Raw genomic sequence first — 21319 nt, 5'->3', positions numbered from 1 at the left:
GGCAGAAACCGACCTTGACAGGGTACGGGTGGGCAAGGAGCATGGAACCGAACGATCGGTCGGTAGGGGATGCGGGAGCCGAGATGCCGGAGACGATCACCGAAAGAGGCAGCCGGTCCGGAGCCGAGCCCGGCTCCGGACCTCGTACGGGCACGGGGGCACCCGACGCCCCACCGCGGGCGGCGGCGCCCGAGGCGGCGTTCGAGGCGAAGATCGCCGCGGACGAGCGCATCGAGCCGCGCGACTGGATGCCCGACGCCTATCGCGCGACGCTCGTGCGCCAGATCGCCCAGCACGCGCACTCCGAGATCATCGGCATGCAGCCGGAGGCGAACTGGCTGACGCGCGCCCCCTCCCTTCGCCGCAAGGCCATCCTTCTGGCCAAGGTGCAGGACGAGGCGGGCCACGGCCTGTATCTGTACAGCGCCGCCGAAACCCTGGGCACCGGCCGGGACGAGCTGCTGGACAAGCTGCACGCCGGCCGCCAGAAGTACTCCTCGATCTTCAACTACCCCACCCTCACCTGGGCCGACGTCGGCGCCATCGGCTGGCTCGTGGACGGCGCCGCGATCATCAACCAGGTGCCGCTGTGCCGCTGCTCCTACGGCCCGTACGCGCGCGCGATGGTCCGCATCTGCAAAGAGGAGTCCTTCCACCAGCGCCAGGGGTACGAGCTGCTGCACACCCTCGCGCACGGCACCCCCGAGCAGCATGCGATGGCGCAGGACGCCGTCGACCGCTGGTGGTGGCCGTCGCTGATGATGTTCGGCCCGCCCGACGACGAGTCGGCGCACTCGGCGCAGTCCATGGCCTGGAAGATCAAGCGCCACTCGAACGACGAGCTGCGCCAGCGCTTCGTCGACATCTGCGTCCCGCAGGCGGAGATCCTGGGCCTGACGCTCCCCGACCCGGACCTGCGGTGGAACGAGGAGCGGGGTCAGCACGACTTCGGCGCCATCGACTGGTCGGAGTTCAAGGAGGTCCTGCGGGGGAACGGGCCGTGCAACGAGCAGCGGATCGGCCGCAGACGACAGGCGCACGAGGACGGCGCGTGGGTGCGCGACGCCGCCGCGGCGTACGCCGCGAAGCGGGGCCCGCGTGCCGCGGAGCGCGGGAAGGCGGCGGCGTGAGCGCGGTCGTGGGGCCGGGTGCGGGCGCCGGGCGGGTCCCCGGTGCAGGCACGGAGTCGGGTGCGAGCCCCGGCGCCACCGAGCCGGGCACGGGAACGGACTTTCACGGCGCGGTGCAGGCCGCAGGCGCGGACCCCGTCGGCGCCGGGCCGGGTGCGGACCCCGGCCCTGCCGCGGGGCCCGGTGTGGCCGCGGGGCGTACGGGCGGGGAGGACGCCCGGAGCGGCGCCGGCGAAGGTGCCGCGGCGGGGGACTGGCCGCTGTGGGAGGTGTTCGTCCGCAGCAGGCGCGGCCTGTCGCACGTGCACGCCGGCTCGCTGCACGCCCCCGACGCCGCCATGGCCCTGCGCAACGCCCGCGATCTGTACACGCGCCGCCAGGAGGGTGTCTCGGTGTGGGTCGTGCCGTCCTCGGCGGTCACCGCCTCCTCGCCCGACGAGAAGGACCCGTTCTTCGCGCCCGCCGCCGACAAGCCGTACCGCCACCCCACGTTCTACGAGCTGCCGGAAGGGGTGCGGAACCTGTGAGCACCGCCCCCGACCCGGCCACCGCCGACCCGGCCGCCGCGACGGCCGCGGGCGCGCTGGAGCTGGGGGACGACGCGCTCGTCCTGTCCCACCGGCTCACGGAGTGGACGGGCCATGCGCCGGTCCTGGAGGAGGAGGTCGCCCTCGCGAACATCGCGCTCGACCTGCTCGGTCAGGCGCGCACGCTGCTGTCCCTCGCCGGCGACGAGGACGAGCTGGCGTTCCTCCGCGAGGAACGTGCCTTCCGCAACGTCCAGTTGGTCGAGCAGCCGAACGGCGACTTCGCGCACACGATCGCCCGCCAGTTGTACTTCTCCGTCTACCAGGAGCTGCTGTACGGGCAGATGGCCGCGGGCGGCGACGCCTCGCCGCTGGCGCCGCTCGCGGCGAAGGCGGTCAAGGAGGTCGCGTACCACCGCGACCACGCCGAGCAGTGGACCCTGCGTCTCGGCGACGGCACCGAGACCTCCCATGCCCGCATGCGGGCCGGCCTCGACGCGCTCTGGCGGTACACCGGCGAGCTGTTCCGGCCCGTCGAGGGCCTCGCGGTGGACTGGGCCGGGCTGGAGACGGCCTGGCTGGAGACCGTGGGGGACGTGCTCCGGCGTGCGACGCTCACGCTGCCCGAGGGCCCGCGCGGCACGGGCTGGTCGGCCGGCGGCGGGCGGGAGGGCGTGCACACGGAGCCGTTCGGCCGGATGCTCGCGGAGATGCAGCATCTGCACCGCAGCCACCCGGGGGCGTCATGGTGACGGACGCGGACACCCCGGCGGAGGCTCCGGAGGCCGCCCCCGCGGGCACGCCGCTGGAGGAGCGGTTGCGGGAGCTGGCCGGCAGCGTGCCCGACCCGGAGCTGCCGATGCTGACGCTCGCGGAGCTGGGTGTGGTCCGCGGCGTGCGCAGGACCGGGAAGTCGGCGGTGGAGGTCGAGCTGACGCCGACGTACACGGGCTGCCCGGCGGTGGAGTCCATGGCCGAGGACATCGAGCGGGTGCTGCGCGAGCGCGGCGGCATGGCGGAGGTGCGCGTGCGGCGCGTGCTGGCGCCCCCGTGGACGACGGACGACATCACGGCGGAGGGCCGCCGCAAGCTGGCGGAGTCGGGCATCGCCCCGCCCCGTACGTCCCGCCCCGCCGGGCCGGTCCCGGTCACGCTCAGCCCCCGGGGCCCCGCCGCGGCGCCGGAGACCGCCGTGCCCGCCGGAGCGGCCGGACCGGCCGGGCCGCTGTCCGCCGTGGACGCCTCCGGCAGCCGAGCCGCCGACCCGGCCCGGCCCTCCGCCGCCACCGCACCATCCGGCGCTCCCGGCGCCCGCGGCCCCGCCGCGCCCGCGGCAGGCGTCCGGTGTCCCCACTGCGGGTCCGCCGAGACCGAGTTGCTGTCCCCCTTCTCCTCCACCGCCTGCAAGGCCCTCCGCCGCTGCACCGCCTGTCTGGAGCCCTTCGACCACTTCAAGGAGCTGACGTGACCTCCGCCGCCGCACCCCGGGGCCACGCCGTCTTCCACGACCTCAAGGTCGCCGACATCCGCCGCCTCACGGATGACGCCGTCGCCGTCACCTTCGCCGTCCCGCCGGAGCTGCGCGCCGCGTACGGCTTCCGGGCCGGGCAGCACCTCGCCCTGCGGATCCCCACCGGCACCGACGGCGGCGCCAGCGACCGGCGGACATACTCGATCTGCTCCCCCGAGGACCCCGAGCCCGCCGAGCTGACCGTCGGCGTCCGCGAGGTCGCCGACGGCGCCTGCTCGCCGTACGTCAACCGGCGGCTCGCGCCGGGGGAGACCCTGCCCGTGCTCACCCCCGCCGGCCGCTTCGGGCTGCGCGGCACCCCCGTCCCCGGCGGGCGCTACGGCGCGGTGGTCGGCGGCAGCGGCATCACGCCGGTGCTCTCGATCGCCGCGACCCTCCTCGGGCGCGACCCGCGGGCCCGCTTCTGTCTCGTCCGCAGCGACAGGTCGACCGACTCGGCGATGTTCCTGGAGGAGGTCGCCGACCTCAAGGACCGCTATCCCGACCGGCTCCAGGTCGTGCAGTCGCTCAGCCGCGAGGAGCAGCAGGCCGGGCTGCCCGCCGGGCGGCTGGACGCGGCGCGGCTGGCGGAGCTGCTGCCCGCGCTGCTGCCGGTCGCCGAGGTCGAGGGCTGGTTCCTGTGCGGGCCCTTCGGCCTCATCCAGCAGGCGGAGCGGGGGCTGCGCGCCCTCGGCGTGCCCCGTCGCCGGATCCACGAGGAGATCTTCCACGTCGACGACGTCCCGCCCCCCGCGCCCGCGGGCGCCACTCCCGAGCACAGCACGCTGACCGCCACCCTCGCGGGCCGCTCGGGCACGTGGCCGCTGCGGCCGGGCGAGAAGCTGCTCGACGCCGTGCTCCGGGCCCGGCCGGACGCCCCGTACGCCTGCCGCGGCGGCGTCTGCGGCACGTGCCGGGCGTTCCTCGTGCGCGGCGAGGTCCGGATGGACCGCAGCTACGCGCTGGAGCCGGACGAGCTGGCGGCCGGATACGTGCTGGCGTGCCAGTCGCACCCGGTGACGGAGCAGGTGGAGGTGGACTTCGACCGCTGACCCGGGGCGGGCCGCGGGCGGGTCAGAGCACGTATCCCGGGGCGCCCTTGTCGTCCACGACCGGCCGGCCGGCCGCGGCCCACGCCTCCATGCCCCCGGCGACGTTCACCGCGTCCATCCCCTGCTGCACGAGGTACATCGCCACCTGCGCCGAGCGCCCGCCGGAGCGGCAGATCACGTTGATCCGGCCGTCCTGCGGCGCCGCCTCGGTCACCTCGCCGTAGCGCGCGGCGAACTGGCTCATCGGGACATGCAGGGCGCCCTCGGCGTGGCCGGCCTGCCACTCGTCGTCCTCGCGGACGTCCAGCAGGAAGTCGGCCTGCGCGACCTCGTCGACGCCGACCGTGGGTACGTGACCAAAGCTCATACCGACGACGCTACCTGACCGCCGCCGGCCGGCTCCGCGCCGCCGCCCGTCCCGGCCGTCCCCCTCGTCCCCGTCCGGCTGCCCGCGCCTCAGCCGCGGGCCAGCTCCGCGAGAGTCGACTCCTTCTCGGCCACCCGCGCGAGCAGCTCTTCGGCGATCTCCTCCAGCAGCCGGTCCGGGTCGTCGGGCGCCAGCTTCAGCATCTGCCCGATCGCGCCCTCCTCCAACTGCTTGGCGACCGACACCAGCAGCTCCTTGCGCTGAGCCAGCCACTCCAGCCGCGCGTACAGCTCCTCGGTACGGCTGCGCCGGGGCTCCTCGGGCACGGGCCCGGCCTCCCACTCCGCCTTGAGCGCGGTCAGCGCCTCGACGTCCCCGGAGGCGTACGCGGTGTTCACGCGGGCGATGAACGCGCTGCGCCGGTCCGACTCGTGCTCGTCCTGGGCGAGATCGGGGTGCGCCATGCGGGCCAGCTCGCGGTAGATGCGGCGGGCCTCCTCGCTGGGCCGCACCCGCGGCGGCGGCGACACCGGCCGGCCGGTGAGCATGTCGGCCGCCTCCGGCGAGAGCCCGTCGGAGTCGAGCCAGCCGCCGAACAGCTCCTCGACGCCGGGCATCGGCATCACCAGCGCCCGCGCCTCGTCGGCCCTGCGCTTGTCCTCCGGGTCACCGGTCCGCTCGGCGCGGGCCTCGGCGATGAGGGCGTCCAGCTCGTCGAGGCGGCTGTACATGGGGCCGAGGCGCTGGTGGTGCAGGCGGGAGAAGTTGTCGACCTCGATACGGAAGGTCTCGACGGCCACCTCGAACTCGATGAGTGCTTGCTCCGCGGCCCGTACGGCGCGCTCCAGCCGCTCGGCGCCGCTGTCGTCGCCCGCGCCCGCGGAGCGCTCGCCGCTCTCGGCGGCGGACCCGTCGGCACGCGCGTGCTCGTCGTCGGGGGGCGTCTGCTCGTCGGATTCCGCGGGTTCCGTCACCCCGCCAGCGTACGGGGTGGGCCCCGGGTGGGGACGGCCGGTTCCGCCAGGAGTGGCCGCCGCCTACGGACCGTGCCCCCGCCACCGCCGGCCGCGAAAACGACGGGACCGGCGACGGCTCGGCCGTCGCCGGTCCGCCGACCGGGCAGGGCGGGCGGACCACGGGCCCGGGGGCCCGTCGATCCGCCGCCTCACGAGCCGTTACCGGCTCGGTTGCTGACTCAGACGTTGACGCCGAAGTCCTGCGCGATGCCGCGCAGCCCCGAGGCGTACCCCTGGCCCACGGCACGGAACTTCCACTCGGCCCCGTTGCGGTACAGCTCGCCGAAGACCATGGCGGTCTCGGTCGAGGCGTCCTCGCTGAGGTCGTAGCGGGCGATCTCATTGTTGTCGGCCTGGTTGACGACGCGGATGAACGCGTTGCGCACCTGGCCGAAGCTCTGCTGGCGGCTCTCCGCCTCGTAGATCGACACCGGGAAGGTGATCTTGTCGATCTCGGCGGGCACGCCCGCGAGGTTCACCTTCACCTGCTCGTCGTCGCCCTCGCCCTCACCGGTGAGGTTGTCACCGGTGTGCTCGACGGAACCGTCGGGGCTCTTGAGGTTGTTGAAGAAGATGAAGTGCTGGTCAGAAAGGACCTTCCCGTCGGCGCCGAGCAGCAGCGCGCTGGCGTCGAGGTCGAAGTCCGAGCCGGTGGTGGTCCGCACGTCCCAGCCGAGGCCGACGACGACGGCCGTGAGCCCCGGCGCCTCCTTCGTCAGCGAGACGTTTCCACCCTTAGCGAGGCTGACACCCATGACTTACCCTGCCCCAATCCGGCGCGGGCCGCGCCGCTTGACGAACATTGCCGGGCCCGGCTGACCGCGGCACCCACCGGGTGCAACGAGCACCCCGGGACCTCGGTTCCCGCCAGCGTACGGCGACGAATCGGACCTCGTGCCCTCGGGTCTACCACCTTCGCCGATCAGCCCGGAACCCCCCGGGCGGGGCGTTACCCCGTCCGGGCGTTTCACGTGAAACATCCGGCCCCGTCCGAGGACCGGGGCCGGTGGTGCCACGGTCCGGTCAGTCGTCTGCCTGACCAGCGCTTTCCGATGCCACGCCCCGGTCGGCGAGGACCCGGGCGAGAAGCGACTCGACCGCGGCGAGCTGCGCGGCGGAGCGGCCGGCCGCGGCGACGAATCCGTCCGGGCGCAGCAGCAGCCAGCCCGCCTTGCGGTGGGTGAGGTGGTCGTGGGTGAGGACGTCCGGGTGACCGGCGGCCAGGGACTCGGCGGCCGGCCGCAGGGGAGAGGCGCCGGCGGGCCCCAGGGTGAGCAGCCGGAAACCGTCCTGCCCGGGGTCCGCCGCCGGGACCCAGGCGGGCGTCCGGCTGCCGGGGGCCGGCAGCCCGCGGGGCGGCTTGGGCGCGGGGGCGCCGAAGAGCACGTCGGGGTAGCGGGTCAGCCGGCCGGCCAGCATGGGCGCGTACCAGCGGCGCAGGGTGCCGGTGGCCTGCATCAGGGCCCAGACGCCGTTCCGTACGCGGGAGGCGAAGGGCCCGGCGGCGGCCTGCCGGATCATGCGGCCCGTCGTCTGGACGACCTGCTCGGCGACGGCCCGCCGCTCGGCGGTGTAGCTGTCGAGCACCGCGGGGGACAGGGTGCCGTGGATCACCCCGGCCAGCTTCCACGCCAGATTGCGGCCGTCCTGGATGCCGAGGTTGAGGCCCTGCCCGCCGACGACGGAGTGGACGTGGGCGGCGTCGCCGGCGAGGAACGCGCGGCCGGAGCGCAGGGTCTTCGCGATGCGCTCCTGACTGGTGAAGGAGTCGATGGAGGTGGCGGAGACATAACGCAGGCCGGCGGGGGCGCGTTCGTCGAGCATCTGCTGCACCGCCTCCCGCGTCATCGGCATGTCGGGCGCGACCGGGCCGGAGATACGGACCAGCCCGCCCGGCAGCGGGGACAGGAGTACGGCACCCTTGTGGCCGAGGAAGTACTGCACCGCGTCCCGGCCGAAGTCGCCGGTCACCTCCCCCTCGGCCAGGACGAACGTCATCGGCACGCTGCCGCCCTCGAACGGGACGCCCAGCGCCTGGCGCACCGTGCTGCCGACGCCGTCGGCGCCGACCAGCCAGGGGGCCGTGACGGTTTCCGTCGCGCCGTCCGGGCCCTCGGTGCGCAGCGTGACCGCGTCGTCCCCGGTGCTGACGTCGCTGACGCGGACCCCGTACTCGACCCGGCCGCCGAGCTTCTCCAGTACGCCCAGCAGGAGTTGGGTGGTCTCCTGCTGCGGCAGCACCAGCGGTTCGTTCGCCTCGCCCAGCGCGACGCGCAGCGTCTTGCCGTCGGGCATGTGGTACGCGAGGGCGGCGGGGCGCACGCCGCGCGCCAGCGCGTCGTCGAGCATGCCGAGGCCGTCGAGTACGTCGAGCGTGGGCGGCCACAGCAGGACGGCGCGGGAGCCGGTGTGCGGTTCGGTGTCGGCCTCCAGCAGCCGGGTCGGGACGCCGAGCCGCAGCAGCTCGCAGGCGATCACCAGCCCGCAGGGGCCGGCGCCGACCACGACGACCGGGCCGGATTCCGTCGTGCGGTCCCGGCTGTGGTCCTGGTCGTTACTCATGGTTCGTTCTCCAGACGTTGCTCAGCCATGCGCTCACGGCGGCGGCGGTCGTCGCGGCGTGGTCCTCGATGAGAGTGAAGTGATCGCCCGGCACGACGACCTCGGTGTGCGGCAGCGGCCACGGCACGGGCCGGGCCGGGATCGGCCGCTCCGCGGCGGCCAGCAGGGTGGGGACTTCGGTGGGCTGGGGGTGCAGGGTGTGCAGGAGTTCCAGGTAGCGGCCCATTGCGGTGAGGCGGGTGTCGTCGATGACGTCCATCCGCGCGGCGACGCCGTCGAGCAGCTCCGGATGGTCGGCCGGGCTGTACGCGGTCAGCGGCCGGCTGTCGAGCAGCACCACGGCCGTGGCCCCCAGCCGCTCCGCCACCGCGTGCCCGAGCAGCCCGCCGGAGGAGTACCCGACGAGGGCGAACGGCGCGTCGTCCGCGGCCTGCGAGGCGGCGGCGGCCAGGGCGTCGAGCAGCGCCGGCAGGCTCGCGGGCAGCGGTTCGTCCGCGCGGAAGCCGGGCAGGGGCAGCGCGGTCACCCGGTGGCCGTCGCCGCGCAGCGCGGCGGCGAGCCGCGCGAACTGGTGGGGCCCGGACGCCGCCAGCGCGCTGGGCAGCGCGAGCAGCCGCGGGCCGGCGCCCTCGGTGGTGAGGGCGACGGGCGCGGGGAGCGCGCCGGGATCGTCCGGGCCGGTGAACGTGGTACGGAACGAAGCCGCCTGGCCCAGCAGGTCGACGAACTCCCGCGACCGGCCCTGCGCCAGCGCGTTGCGGAACATCGCGGGCAGGAAGCCGCCGCCCGTGTCGGACGAACCGGGCGTCCCAAGTGCGGGGGACAGCTCGGCGTACAACTGCTCCGTGAGCGCGGCCAGGTCGGGGTTCCGGGTGAGGACGGCCGCCGGGAGGCGGGCGCCGGTGGCGGTGTTGAGCCGGTTGCGGAGTTCGACGGTGGTGAGCGAGTCGAAGCCCAGCTCCAGCAGTCCCCGGTCGGGCAGCGCCGCGGGGTCGGCGTGGCCGAGCACGGCCGCGACCTCGGTCCTGACCAGCTCGGCCAGCAGCCCGCGCAGCTCCTCGCCGGTGGCGTCCGCCAGCCGCCGCGGCGCCGGCCCGGCGCCGTCCCCGGCCGGTCCTGCGGTGCGTACGGGCGAGCCGGGGGCCAGCTCGGCGAGGAGCGCGCCGGGGCGGGCCGCGCCGTAGGCGGCGGCGAACCGCTCCCAGTCGACGTCCGCGACCACCGCGACCCCGTCGTCCCCCGCCCCGCCCCCGGCCACGGCCCACCGCATCCCGTGCAGCATCTCCGCGGGGCCGAGCTGCCCGAGACCGGCGCGGGCGAACCGCTGCTCCTCCGGTCCGCCGGTCCCGCTCCACGGGCCCCAGGCGACGGACGCCACCGGCAGACCGAGGGCCGTCCGCAGCCCTTCGGCCCGCGCTTCCAGGCGCGCGCAGCAGGCCGCGTACGCCCCCTGGCCGGCGCCTCCGAAGGTCGCGGCGACGGAGGAGAAGCACACCAGCGCCTCCAGCGGCCGGCCCTGAAGCTGCGCCAGCAGCGCGCCGGCCTCCTCGGTCGCCGCGAGGCCCGCGGCAAGCCGGTCGGGGGTGAGCCGGTCGACCGGCATGTCCCCGGGCGCCGTGCCGGTGTGGACGACGGCGGTGAGCGGCCGGTCGGGCGGCAGGTCCGCCAGGGCGGCGTCGAGGTCCGGGCGGGGGTCGAGGGCCGTGGCCGGGATCCCGGCGGCCGTCAGCTCCGCGGCCTCCGCGTCCGTACGGGCCCGGGTGCCGCCGGCGAGCAGCACGTGCGCCGCTCCGCCGGCCGCGAGCAGGCGCGCGGCGTCGGCGCGCGGGCCGTCGTCCGGGCCGGCCACGAGCACGGTGCCGTGGGGCTGCCAGCCGGGGGTCGCGCGGCCCGCGGGGCGGGCGCGGACGAGGCGGCGGAGGAAGGTGCCTTCGGGGCGTACGGCCACCTCGTCCTCGCGGCGCGTGCCGTCGGCGGCGGCGAGGGTGAGGGCCTCGGCCAGACCGGCCCAGGGGCCGTCCGGCGGCCCGTCTTCGCGGGGCAGACACCGCTGCGGCGGGACGTCCCGGGGGATGTCCTCGCTCGCCGGGGCCTCCCGCGGCTCGTCCGTCTGCGGCTCGTCCGCCTTCGGCAGGTCCACGAGGCCGCCCCACCGCCCCGGGTGCTCGTGGGCGACCGCCCGGCCGAGCCCCCAGACCGCGGCCTGGTCCGGCTCCGGGGCCTCGTGCTCCGCATCGACGGCGACGGCGCCCCTGGTCACCACCCACAGCGGGGCGTCGAGCGCGGCGTCGGCGGCGCCCTGCGCCAGCGCCAGGGTGGCGGCCATGCCGGGGGTGAGGATCCGGTCGCCGGGCGGACCCGGCCCGTCGAGGGCCAGCAGCGAGAGCACGCCCGCCGCGCCCGCCGGGGCCGCTTCGCGCAGCCGTCCGGCCAGCGACGCGCGCGTGGCGGTGGCGGTGTCGACCCGCAGCGGGCGGCAGCGCGCGCCGCGTGCGGTCAACGCCCGTACGGCGGCGTCGGCTTCGGCGCCCGCGTCGGCGGGGGCGACGACCAGCCAGTCGCCGTCGAGACGCGCCGCGTCTCCCGGCCGGGCCGCCGCGCGCCACACCACCCGGTAGCGCAGCCGGTCCCGGGCGGCGCTCTCCTCCCCCCGGGCGCGCCAGTCGGCGAGCGCCGGCAGCACGGTGTCGAGTGCTGCGGGCTCCACGCCCACGGCCTGGCCCAGGGTCCGGGAGTCCCGCTGCCGCACGTGGTCCCAGAACCAGTCGTCCGGCCCGGTGCCCCCCGTGCCCTTCGCGGCCGGGGCGAGCCAGAACCGCTCGCGCCGGAAGGGGTAGGTGGGCAGCTCGCGGCGGCGGGCGCCGGTGCCGGCGAACAGCTCCGGCCACGCGACCGGCAGCCCGGCCGCGTACGCCTCTCCCAGCGCGGTGACGAACCGGCCGGCGCCGCCGTCGTCCCGCCGCAGCGAGCCGAGCACCGCCGAGCCGGCCTCCGCGCCCTCCGCGTCGAGGACGTCCTGCACCGCCCCCGTGAGCACCGGATGGGCGCCCACCTCGATGAACGCCCGGTGCCCCGCCCCCGCCAGGCTTGCGACGGCGGCCCCGAAGCGGACGGTGCCGCGCGCGTTGCGGTACCAGTAGCCGGCGTCGAGTCCGGCGGTGTCGAAGGGCCGGCCGGTGACCGTCGAGACGAACCGCACCCGCCCCCGCCGCGGCCGGATGTCCCGCCAGCCCGCGAGGAGTCCGGCGCGCAGCGGCTCGATCTGCGGCGAGTGCGCGGCGAAGTCCACCCGGACCCTGCGGGCGTCGACCTCCTCCTTGCCGAGGACCGCCAGCAGCTCGTCCAGCGCCGCATTCTCGCCGGAGACCACGACACCCGCCGGTCCGTTGACGGCCGCGACCGTGAGCCGGTCGGCGTAGGGCGCGAGCCGGCCGGCGGCGTCGTCCTCGGGCAGCGGTACGACGGCCATGCCGCCCTGCCCGGCGAGAGTGTGCAGCACGGCGCCGCGGTGGGCGATGACGGCGGCGCCGTCGGCGAGGGAGAGCCCGCCCGCCACGACGGCCGCGGCGATCTCGCCCTGCGAGTGGCCCACGACGGTCGCGGGGCGCACGCCGCACGCCTGCCACAGCTCGGCGAGCGCCACGGCGACGGCCCACTGCGCGGGCTGGACGACGTCGGCGCGCTCCAGCTCGGGGCCCTCGGCGTGCCGGAGGACGTCGCGCAGCGACCAGTCGACGTGCGGGGCCAGTGCCTCTTCGCAGGCGGCGATGTGCGCGGCGAACACCGGGGAGGCGTCGAGGAGTTCGCGGCCCATCCCGGCCCAGTGCGACCCGCCGCCGCCGAAGAGGAACACCGGCCCCGGGGCGGCGCCGCCGCCCTCCGGGGCCGCGCCCGGCCCGTTCGCCCGTCCCCGTACCACGCCCGCCGCCGACCGCCCCTCGGCCAGGGCCCGCAGTCCCTGCGCGAAGCCGTCCGCGTCGGCGGCGGTCACCACCGCCCGGTGCGGGAACGAGCGCCGGCCCGCGGCCAGGGTGAACCCGGTGTCCAGCACCGGGGTTCCCGAACCGAGGTGGTCGTGCAGGCGGGCGGCCTGGGCGCGGAGATCGTCCTCGGTACGGGCCGACAGCGGCCACGGCACCGCGGGTCCGGTGCCGGTGCCGGTGCCGATCACCAGCGGGGCCTTCCCGCCCGTAGCGCCGCCGCCGGGATCCTGCGCCTCCGACGCGTCGGGCGCCTGAGGAGCCTCCTCCACGATCAGGTGCGCATTGGTGCCGCTGACCCCGAACGCCGACACCCCCGCCCGCCGCGGCCGGTCCGCCGCCGCCCAGTCCGTACGTTCCGTCAGCAGCCGTACGTGCCCCGTCGTCCAGTCGACGTGCGGCGTCGGCTCGTCCACGTGGAGGGTGGCGGGCAACTGCCCGTGCCGCAGCGACAGGACCATCTTGATGATCCCCGCGACCCCGGCCGCCGCCGCCGTGTGGCCGAAGTTCGACTTCAACGAGCCGAGCCACAGCGGCCGTTCCGCCGACCGCCCGCGGCCGTACGCGGCGAGCAGCGCCTGCGCCTCGATCGGGTCGCCGAGCCGGGTGCCCGTGCCGTGCGCCTCCACGGCGTCGACGTCCTCGGGCGCCAGCCCGGCGGCGGCGAGGGCGGCGCGGATGACGCGCTGCTGCGACGGCCCGTTGGGGGCGGACAGGCCGTTGCTCGCGCCGTCCTGGTTGACGGCCGAGCCGCGGATCACCGCGAGCACCGGGTGGCCGTTCCGGCGCGCGTCGGACAGCCGCTCCAGCAGCAGCATCCCCACGCCCTCGCCCCACGCGGTGCCGTCCGCCGCCGCCGCGAACGACTTGCAGCGCCCGTCCGGCGCCAGCCCCCGCTGCCGGCTGAACTCCACGAACCCGGCGGGCGTGGCCAGCACCGTCACCCCGCCCGCGAGCGCCAGGTCGCACTCCCCCGCGCGCAGCGACCCCACGGCGACGTGCGTGCTCACCAGCGACGACGAACAGGCGGTGTCCACCGTCAGCGCCGGGCCCTCCAGGCCCAGGGTGTACGACAGCCGCCCGGACAGCACGCTGGCGGCGTTGCCCGTCATCACGTAGCCCTCGACGCGGTCGGCGGTCGTCGTCGTGAGCATCCCGTAGTCCTGGCCGCTGGTCCCGACGAAGACGCCGGTCCGGCTGCCCGCGAGGGCGGACACGTCGACGCCCGCCCGCTCGACCGCCTCCCACGCGGTCTCCAGCGCCAGCCGCTGCTGCGGGTCCATCGCGAGGGCCTCGCGCGGCGAGATGCCGAAGAACTCGGCGTCGAAGTCGCCCGCGTCGTACAGGAAACCGCCGTGCCGGACGTAGCTGGTGCCCGGGTGGTCGGGGTCCGGGTGGTAGAGCCCGTCCAGGTCCCAGCCGCGGTCCGCGGGGAAGCCGCCGATGGCGTCCCGCCCCGCGGCCAGCAGCTCCCACAGCTCCCGCGGCGTCGCGACGCCGCCGGGGAAGCGGCAGGCCATGCCGACGACGGCGACGGGCTCGCGCTCGCGCAGGTCGGCCCGGTGCAGCCGGCGCAGCGCCTCGTGCAGGTCGACGGTCACGCGCTCCAGGTAGTCCCGGAGGCGCGCCTCGTTGGCCGTATTCGCCATGGCGGTCCTCAGTGGTGGCCGCGGCCGGACCCGAAGGCGCCCAGCCGCTCGTCGATGAACGCGAACAACTCGTCGTCGGTGAACCCGGCCACGGCCCTCGCGACCTCCGGTCGCGAGGCGTACGCGGCGTCGTAGCCCGCGAGCCCGTGGTCCGTGGGCCCGTACGCGGTCTCCGGCGCCTCGGCCCCGGCCGTGCCCAGCAGTTCGCCGGTCAGGAACTCCGCGACCGCAGCCGGTGTCGGATGGTCGAAGACGAGGGTCGACGGCAGCGTCAGGCCGGCCGCCTCGCCGAGCCGGTTGCGCAGCGACACGGCGGCGAGCGAGTCGAAACCGAGGTCCTGGAACGGCCGGGACGGGTCCACCGCCGCCGCCCCGGGATGGCCGAGCACCTCGGCGGCGGCCGTACGCACCAGGGCGAGCACCTCCGCCGCGCGTTCGTCCGGGTCCAGCGCGGCCAGGCGCGTCGCGAACGCGGAGGCGCCGGCGTCACCGGCCGCCTCTGCGCCGCTCCCGGCGTCGTCGTCTCCCCGCCCCAGGGCCCCGGCCGCCTCGGGCAGGGAGAAGAGGAGAGGGCTGGGGCGTATGGAGGCGAACACCGGCGCGAGGCGCGCCCAGTCGACGTCCGCGACGGCGACGAAGGTCTCGTCGTGGTCGAGCGCCTGCTGCAGCGCGGCGAGGGCCGGCCCGGCCGGCAGCCCGCCGAGCCCGCGCCGCGCGAGCTGCGCCTGCCGGTCCGCATCGACGGCGCCGTCCGGCACGCCGACGGACACGTCCGCCCACGGCCCCCAGGCGATCGACGTGGCCGCCAGCCCGGCCGCACGCCGGGCGTGCGCGAGCGCGTCCAGATACGCCACCCCGGCGGCGTGCGCGCCCTGCCCCGCGCTCCCCCACACGCCGGCGACGGAGGAGAAGAGGACGAACGCGTCCGGGGCCAGGCCGCGTTCGAGGGTCAGCTCATGCAGCAGCCCGGCGCCTCCGGCGCGTACGGACAGGACGTCGGCGAGGTCGTCGGGGGTCAGATCGGCCAGCGGGGACCAGGTGTCGGCCTCGGCGGTGTGGATGATGGTGGTGAGCGGCCGGTCGGGAGGCACGGAGGCGAGGAGAGCGCGTACGGCGTCGCGGTCGCGGAGGTCGGTGTCGACGACGGTGACGACACCGGCGCCCGCGGCGGTCAGCTCGGCGGTGAGGCCCGCGGTCGACGCGCCTGGTTCCTGGTCCGGGCCGCCGTCGGGGGCGCGGGTGAGCAGCAGGTGGTCGGCTCCGGCACGGGCGAGATGGCGGGCGACGAGCAGTCCCATGCCGGTCGTGCCGCCGGTGACGAGAGAGGTGTCGCGGAAGTGGTACGCGGCGGGGGGTGGGCCGGCGTGCGGTGCGCGGGTGAGGCGCGGAACGTACGCGGCGTCGTCACGCACGGCGAGCTGGGCCTCGTGGGTGTGGTCAGCGGTGGCGAGGTGCCGGACGAGCCGGGCGTAGTGGACGGGGCGGGGCGCGCGGGGCAGGTCGACGAGCCCGGCGAAGCGCTCGGGGTGTTCGAGCGCGGCCACCCGGCCGAGCCCCCAGGTCCGTGCCTGGTCCGGGTCCGGGGGCGGGTCGTGGGGTCCGGTGTGGACGGCGTGGGTGGTGAGGGTCCACTGCGGCGCGGCGGCGAACTGCGGGCGGTGGAGGAGGCGGAGGGCGGAGGACGGGTCGGGGTCGAGGTTGAGGACGGCGGTGACGCCGGGGTGGCCGGGGTCGGTGGTGGTGGACGCGCCGGCGCCGTCGAGAGCGGCGACGAGGTCGGCGGGCGGGGCGGCGCCGGCGGGGGTGAGGAGCAGCCAGGTGCCGGTGAGGGCGGGAGCGGGTGAGGGCGGGGGGTCGTGAGGCTGCCAGGTGAGGGTGTAGCGCCACGAGTCGAGGGCGGCGCGCGTCGTCGCGGTCTCGGGTGGGGTGAGCCAGTGGTGCTGCCGCTGGAAGGGGTAGGTGGGCAGGTCGGCGAGGGGCGCGTCGGGGAGGACGGCGGGCCAGTCGGGGGTGGCGGCGTGGTGGGTGTGGAGGGTGGCCAGGGCGGTGAGGAGGGTGTGGCGCTGATCGCGGGTACGCCGCTGGAGGGGCACCGCCAGGTGCGGGGTGCCGTCGAGGCATTCGGTGGCGAGGGTGGTGAGTGCGGCGTCGGGGCCGATTTCGGCGTACGTGGTCACACCGGCTGCACGCAGCGCATCGACCGCGTCGGCGAACCGGACCGGCTCACGCACCTGACGCACCCAGTACTCCGGATCCACCAGCCGCTCCGCGTCACCCGCCAGAGGAATCCGCGGCGGGTGGAAGGTGAGCGTGCGGACGACCTCGCGGAACGGATCCAGCATCCCGTCCATGTGCGGCGAGTGAAACGCATGGCTGACATGCAGCTCACGCGACCGGAAACCCTCCGCCACCGCCCGAGCCGCCCCCGCCTCACCCGAAACGACCGTGGAGACAGGACTGTTGAAAGCGGCGATCGCCACGCCCTCGGTCAGAAGCGGTGCAACCTCTTCCTCGGACGCCTGCACAGAGATCATCACGCCGGTCGCCGGCATCTCCTGCATCAGGCGAGCCCGGGTGGCCACCAGCAACGCGGCATCCGCGAGATCAAGGACACCCGCACAGTGCGCCGCGGCCACCTCCCCCACGGAATGACCCGCCAGACAGTCCGGGGAGATACCCCAGTGCTCAAGCAGCCGGAAGAGAGCGACCTCCAGCGCGAACAACGCGGGCTGGGCATACCGGGTCCGGCCCAGCACCTCCGCCTCCCCCGCGAACATCACCTCACGCAGCGGACGATCCACATGCGGGTCCACAGCGGCCGTGACCTCGTCCAGCGCCGCGGCGAACGCGGGAAACGCGTCATACAACTCCCGCCCCATCCCCGGGAACTGACTGCCCTGACCGGAGAAGAGGAACGCCAGCCTGCCCGACTCGGGGCCGGCGGCCGGACCGGTGACGAGGTGGGGGTGGGTTGCGCCCTCCGCCAGCGCGGCCAGGGCGGCGCGGTCGCCGTCGAGGACCACGGCGCGGTGCCGGTGGTCGGCCCGGGCCCTCGCCAGCGTGGCGGCGACGTCGGCGGAGTGAAGATCCGGCTCGGCGTCCAGATGGCGTACGAGCCGGGCGGCCTGGGCCGCCAGCGCGGCCGGCGACTTCGCCGACAGCGGCCACAGCAGCGCCGGCGGAGGTGACGACTCCCGGGCCCCGGGGGCGTCCGGGGCCTGTTCGAGGATCACGTGCGCGTTGGTGCCGCTGATGCCGAACGACGAAACCGCGACGCGGCGCGCCCGCTCCGCTTCCGGCCACGGACGGGGCTCGGTCAGCAGGCGTACGGCGCCGGACTCCCAGTCCACGTGGGGCGTCGGCTCCTCCGCGTGCAGGGTCGCGGGCAACTCCCCGTGCCGCATGGCTTCGACCATCTTGATGATCCCCGCGACTCCCGCCGCCGCCTGGGCGTGCCCGATGTTCGACTTGATCGACCCCAGCCACAGCGGCCGGTCCTCGGCCCGCCCCTGGCCGTAGGTCGCCAGCAGCGCCTCCGCCTCGATCGGGTCGCCCAGCTCCGTGCCGGTGCCGTGCGCCTCCACGGCGTCGATGTCTTCCGGGGTCAGCCCGGCGTTGTCGAGCGCCGCGCGGATGACCCGCTGCTGCGACGGCCCGTTCGGCGCGGTCAGCCCGTTGCTCGCCCCGTCCTGATTCACCGCCGAACCGCGCACCACCGCCAGCACCCGATGCCCATGGCGGCGGGCAACGGACAACCGCTCGACCACCAGCACCCCGACACCCTCAGCCCACCCCGTACCATCCGCACCCGCCGCAAACGACTTGCACCGGCCGTCCGGCGCCAGCCCACGCTGACGACTGAACTCCACAAACGTCCCCGGACTCGCCATCACCGTCACACCACCCGCGAGCGCCACCTCACACTCACCCGACCGCAACGACTGCGCCGCCAGATGCAACGCCACCAACGACGACGAACACGCCGTATCCACCGTCACCGCCGGCCCCTCAAGACCGAACGCATACGACACCCGACCCGACGCCACGCTGCCGGTGTTGCCCGTGCCCACGTAGCCCGCGACCTCGTCCGGCAGCTCCGGGAGCCAGGCGGCGTAGTCGTGGTACATCAGCCCCGTGAAGACGCCGGTGCGGCTGCCGCGCACCGCCGACGGGTCGATGCCGGCCCGCTCGAACGCCTCCCAGCTCGTCTCCAGCAGCAACCGCTGCTGCGGATCCATCGCCAGCGCCTCCCGCGGCGAGATCCCGAAGAAGTCCGCGTCGAAGTCGCCCGCGTCGTGCAGGAATCCGCCGTGTCGCGCGTAGCTGGTGCCGGGGTGGTCGGGGTCGGGGTGGAAGAGGGTGTGCAGGCCCCAGCCGCGGTTGGTGGGGAAGGGGGTCACGGCGTCGCGGCCGGTGGCGACGAGCTGCCACAGCTCCGCCGGGGAGGTGACGCCGCCGGGGTAGCGGCAGGCCATGCCGACGATGGCGATCGGCTCGTTCTCGACGGCCGTGGCGGGCGGTGCCGCGGTGGGCGCGGACTCGGCCCGGTCGCCGAGGAGTTGGGTGCCCAGGTGGTCGGCGAGGGCCAGCGGGTCCGGGTAGTCGAAGACGAGGGTGGCGGGCAGGCGCCGGCCGACGGTGTCGGCGAGGCGGTTGCGCAACTGCACGGCCGTCAGCGAGTCGAAGCCGAGGTCCTTGAAGCCGCGGGTCGGCTCGATCGGGGTGGTGCGCGGATGGCCGAGCACGGCGGCGACCTCGCCCGCCACGAGGTCGAGCAGGGCCGCCTTCCGCTCCTTCGGGCCGAGTCCGGCGAGCCGGTCGGCGAGCGGCACGGCCGAGGTGCCGCCCGACGACCGCCGGGCGCGGCGCGGTGCGGTGGCGGCGGGGACGAGGGCGCGGAGCGGCGGGGGCAGCGTCCCGTCCGCGGCGCGGGCGCGGAGCGCGGCGGGCTCGAACCGTACGGCGGCGAGACCGGGCGCCGCGTCGCGGGTCGCGGCGTCGAAGAGGGCGAGGGCCTGTGGTGTCTCCAACGGCAGCAGGCCGAGCCGCGCCATCCGCGCGAGGTCCGCCTCCGTCAGGTGGGCGGTGATGCCACTCGTCTCCGCCCACAGGCCCCAGCCGATGGAGCGGGTACGGGGCCGGTGCTGGGCGAGGGCGTCGAGGAAGGCGTTGGCGGCGGCGTAGTTGGCCTGGCCGGGGGTGGCCAGGGTGGCGGTCGTGGAGGAGAAGAGAACGAACGCGACGTCCGGGAGGTGAGCGGTCGCCCGGTGGAGGTGGAGGGTCGCGTCGACTTTCGGGGCGAGGACCGCGCGCAGGCGTTCCGGCGTGAGGGCGGTGACCGGCGCGTCGTCGAGGACCCCGGCGGTGTGGACGACGGCGCGGAGCGGGTGGCCGGGGTCGAGGCCGTCGATCAGCGCGCGGGCGGCCTGCGGATCGGTCAGGTCGCAGGCGGTGACGGTGACGGTGGCGGCGCCCAGAGACGTGAGTTCGGTGCGGAGCCGGGCGGCGTGGGGTGCCCGGTCGCCCCGGCGGGAGACGAGGTGGAGGTGGCGGACGCCGTGGTGGGAGACGAGGTGCCTGGCGACCAGGGCGGCCAGGGTGCCGGTGCCCGTGACGAGGACGGTGCCGTCGGGGTCGGCGGCCCAGGCGGCGGCCGACGGGTCGGAGCCGGAGCCGGGTTCCGGGCGGTGGCGGGTCAGGCGGGGGGCGGACAGCCGGCCGTTGCGGAGCCCCACCTGCGGCTCTCCGGCGGCCAGTGCCGCCGCGGCGGCCTTCGGGGTCGGGAGAGGGTCCGGGGCGGGGTCCGACTGCAGATCCAGGAGGACGAAGCGGCCCGGGTGCTCCGACTCCGCGACCCGCACGAGGGCCTGAACCGGCGCCCGCACCAGCTCCGGCACCGCGCCCCCGGCGCTCACCAGCACGAGCCGGGCGGGGGCGAGCCGGTCGTCCGCCACCCAGGACCGGACGAGGGACAGGGCCTCCGCACAGGCCGCGTGGATCGTCTCCGCCGCCTCGGGCTCCGCGTCGCGGGCGGGGGCGAGGGGCGCGAAGACCGCGTCGGGCGGTTCGGTCCCGCCGGCCGCCACGGCGGCGGCCAGCTCGTCGGGGCCGGCGAAGACGGGCCCCTCGAAGCCCGCCCAGGGCGCTGCGCGCAGAGCGGCCCAACGGCCCGCCTCCGCACGCGGGATGTCCGGCAGCGGGACCCACTCCCGGCGGAACAGCATGTCGCCGGCCGGGGCCGCGGCCCCGTCGTCGGGCGCGACAGCCCGCAGCGTCAGCCGGTCCACGGAAAGAACCGGCTGCCCCGCCGGGTCGACGGCGTGCAGGGTGACCGTGTCGGGGCCGGCGGGGGTGAGGCGTACGCGCAGGGTGGTGGCGCCGGTGGCGTGCAGGCGCACGCCCGCCCAGGCGAAGGGGAGCCGGACGGCCTCGTCGGCGGCGTCCGCCTTTTCGGTCCCGGCGGCGAGGACGAGGGCGTGCAGGGCGGCGTCGAAGAGGGCGGGGTGGATGCCGAAGGCGTCGGCGTCGGCTGCGGCGTCGTCGGGCAGGGTGACGTCGGCGTACAGCTCGTCACCGTCGGCTGCCCGCCACAGGTGCCGGAGCGCGCGGAAGGTGGGCCCGTAGTGGTAGCCGCGCTCGGTCAGTGAGCGGTAGGCGTCGGTCAGGTGCAGGGCGTGGGCGTCGGGCGGCGGCCATGCGGTGCCGGCTGAGGGCTCGGAGTGGGCCTCGGCGGTGGGGACGAGCGTTCCCTCGGCGTGGCGGGTCCACGGCGGGGCGTCCGCGTCACCGGCGGGACGGGAGTGGACGCTGACGGGCCGGCGGCCGTCCGCGTCACCCGCGCCCACGGCCACCTGGATGTCGAGGGCGCCGGTCGCCGGGACGCGCAGGGGGACGGCGAGGGTCAACTCGTCGACGTGGCCGCCGCCGAGCTGCTGCGCGGCGTGCAGCGCCAGCTCGACCAGCGCCGTGCCGGGGAGGAGCACCGAGCCGGACACGGCGTGGTCGGCGAGCCAGGGGTGCGTGTGGAGGGAGAGCCGGCCGGTGAGGACGAGGCCGTCGGCGGTGGCGTCGGCGAGTTCGACGACCGCGCCGAGGAGGGGGTGTTCGGTGGGGCCGAGGCCGGCGTGGGTGACGTCGCCGGTCGAAGCGGCGGGGGCGAGCCAGTGGCGCTGCCGCTGGAAGGGGTAGGTGGGCAGGTCGGTGAGGCGGGCGTCGGGGAGGAGGGCGGGCCAGTCGGGGGTGGCGGCGTGGTGGGTGTGGAGGGTGGCCACGGCGGTGAGGAGGGTGTGGCGCTGGTCGCGGGTACGCCGCTGGAGGGGCACCGCGAGGTGCGGGGTGCCGTCGAGGCATTCGGTGGCGAGGGTGGTCAGTGCCGCGTCGGGGCCCACCTCGACGTACGTGGTCACGCCCTCGGCACGCAGGGCATCGACGGCGTCGGCGAACCGGACCGGCTCACGCACCTGACGCACCCAGTACTCCGGATCCACCAGCCGCCCCGCGTCACCCGCCAGAGGAATCCGCGGCGG

General features: G+C 76.1%; 11 protein-coding genes. 5 read left to right on the top strand and 6 right to left on the bottom strand.

Annotated elements, in window-relative coordinates; all coding sequences use genetic code 11:
• Window positions 1-83 precede the first annotated feature (83 nt).
• The 5 genes from paaA (at window position 84) to I003_RS0115990 (ending at window position 4219) form a co-directional block, all read left to right on the top strand.
• On the top strand, window positions 84-1130 hold the full coding sequence (gene paaA, locus I003_RS0116010; RefSeq protein ID WP_027772447.1) for a 1,2-phenylacetyl-CoA epoxidase subunit PaaA: 1047 nt from the start codon (window positions 84-86) through the stop codon (window positions 1128-1130).
• 260 nt (window positions 1131-1390) lie between these two features.
• The gene (gene paaB, locus I003_RS0116005; RefSeq protein WP_027772446.1) at window positions 1391-1657 is read left to right on the top strand and encodes a 1,2-phenylacetyl-CoA epoxidase subunit PaaB; all 267 of its coding nucleotides are present in this window, start codon (window positions 1391-1393) and stop codon (window positions 1655-1657) included.
• Complete coding sequence (paaC, locus tag I003_RS0116000) at window positions 1654-2409, top strand: 1,2-phenylacetyl-CoA epoxidase subunit PaaC (RefSeq protein WP_027772445.1); 756 nt, start codon at window positions 1654-1656, stop codon at window positions 2407-2409. Before paaB ends, paaC begins: the two co-directional genes overlap by 4 nt.
• A complete protein-coding gene (locus I003_RS0115995; RefSeq protein WP_037720956.1) occupies window positions 2403-3125 on the top strand; it encodes a PaaD-like zinc ribbon domain-containing protein in 723 nt (240 codons plus the stop codon). Before paaC ends, I003_RS0115995 begins: the two co-directional genes overlap by 7 nt.
• Window positions 3122-4219, top strand: coding sequence for a 2Fe-2S iron-sulfur cluster-binding protein (locus I003_RS0115990; RefSeq protein WP_027772443.1), 1098 nt, complete (start codon window positions 3122-3124; stop codon window positions 4217-4219). Before I003_RS0115995 ends, I003_RS0115990 begins: the two co-directional genes overlap by 4 nt.
• Window positions 4220-4241: 22 nt before the next feature.
• On the opposite strand, the gene I003_RS0115985 is transcribed toward I003_RS0115990, so the two are convergent.
• The 6 genes from I003_RS0115985 to I003_RS32340 all read right to left on the bottom strand — a co-directional run bounded on the left by I003_RS0115985 (window position 4242) and on the right by I003_RS32340 (window position 21253).
• A complete protein-coding gene (locus I003_RS0115985; RefSeq protein WP_027772442.1) occupies window positions 4242-4586 on the bottom strand; it encodes a rhodanese-like domain-containing protein in 345 nt (114 codons plus the stop codon).
• Window positions 4587-4675: 89 nt separating this feature from the next.
• Entirely contained in the window at window positions 4676-5560 is an 885-nt protein-coding gene (locus I003_RS0115980; protein ID WP_027772441.1) for a hypothetical protein, read from the bottom strand.
• 221 nt (window positions 5561-5781) lie between these two features.
• Window positions 5782-6357, bottom strand: coding sequence for a TerD family protein (locus I003_RS0115975; RefSeq protein ID WP_027772440.1), 576 nt, complete (start codon window positions 6355-6357; stop codon window positions 5782-5784).
• A 268-nt stretch (window positions 6358-6625) separates the two neighbouring features.
• On the bottom strand, window positions 6626-8164 hold the full coding sequence (locus I003_RS32345) for an FAD-dependent monooxygenase (RefSeq protein WP_051368270.1): 1539 nt from the start codon (window positions 8162-8164) through the stop codon (window positions 6626-6628).
• Window positions 8157-13793 carry a type I polyketide synthase gene (locus tag I003_RS0115965; protein ID WP_027772439.1) on the bottom strand — a complete coding sequence of 1879 codons (5637 nt, stop codon included), beginning with the start codon at window positions 13791-13793 and terminating at the stop codon, window positions 8157-8159. The genes I003_RS32345 and I003_RS0115965 overlap by 8 nt, the downstream gene beginning before the upstream one ends.
• 8 nt (window positions 13794-13801) lie before the next feature.
• Window positions 13802-21253: an SDR family NAD(P)-dependent oxidoreductase gene (locus I003_RS32340; RefSeq protein WP_486584243.1), complete on the bottom strand. Its 7452-nt coding sequence runs from the start codon at window positions 21251-21253 to the stop codon at window positions 13802-13804.
• Between the last annotated feature and the right edge of the window lie 66 nt (window positions 21254-21319).

It is taken from the genome of Streptomyces sp. CNQ329 (genome assembly GCF_000482585.1).
This window is presented reverse-complemented; position numbering and strand designations above follow the sequence as displayed.

What these genes read in the sequence shown, in the direction of transcription:
- I003_RS0115985 (WP_027772442.1), bottom strand. Translation starts at nt 4,586, where the DNA reads ATGAGCTTTGGTCACGTACCCACGGTCGGCGTCGACGAGGTCGCGCAG.
- I003_RS0115965 (WP_027772439.1), bottom strand. Translation starts at nt 13,793, where the DNA reads ATGGCGAATACGGCCAACGAGGCGCGCCTCCGGGACTACCTGGAGCGC.
- I003_RS0115995 (WP_037720956.1), top strand. Translation starts at nt 2,403, where the DNA reads ATGGTGACGGACGCGGACACCCCGGCGGAGGCTCCGGAGGCCGCCCCC.
- I003_RS32345 (WP_051368270.1), bottom strand. Translation starts at nt 8,164, where the DNA reads ATGAGTAACGACCAGGACCACAGCCGGGACCGCACGACGGAATCCGGC.
- paaA (WP_027772447.1), top strand. Translation starts at nt 84, where the DNA reads ATGCCGGAGACGATCACCGAAAGAGGCAGCCGGTCCGGAGCCGAGCCC.
- I003_RS0115975 (WP_027772440.1), bottom strand. Translation starts at nt 6,357, where the DNA reads ATGGGTGTCAGCCTCGCTAAGGGTGGAAACGTCTCGCTGACGAAGGAG.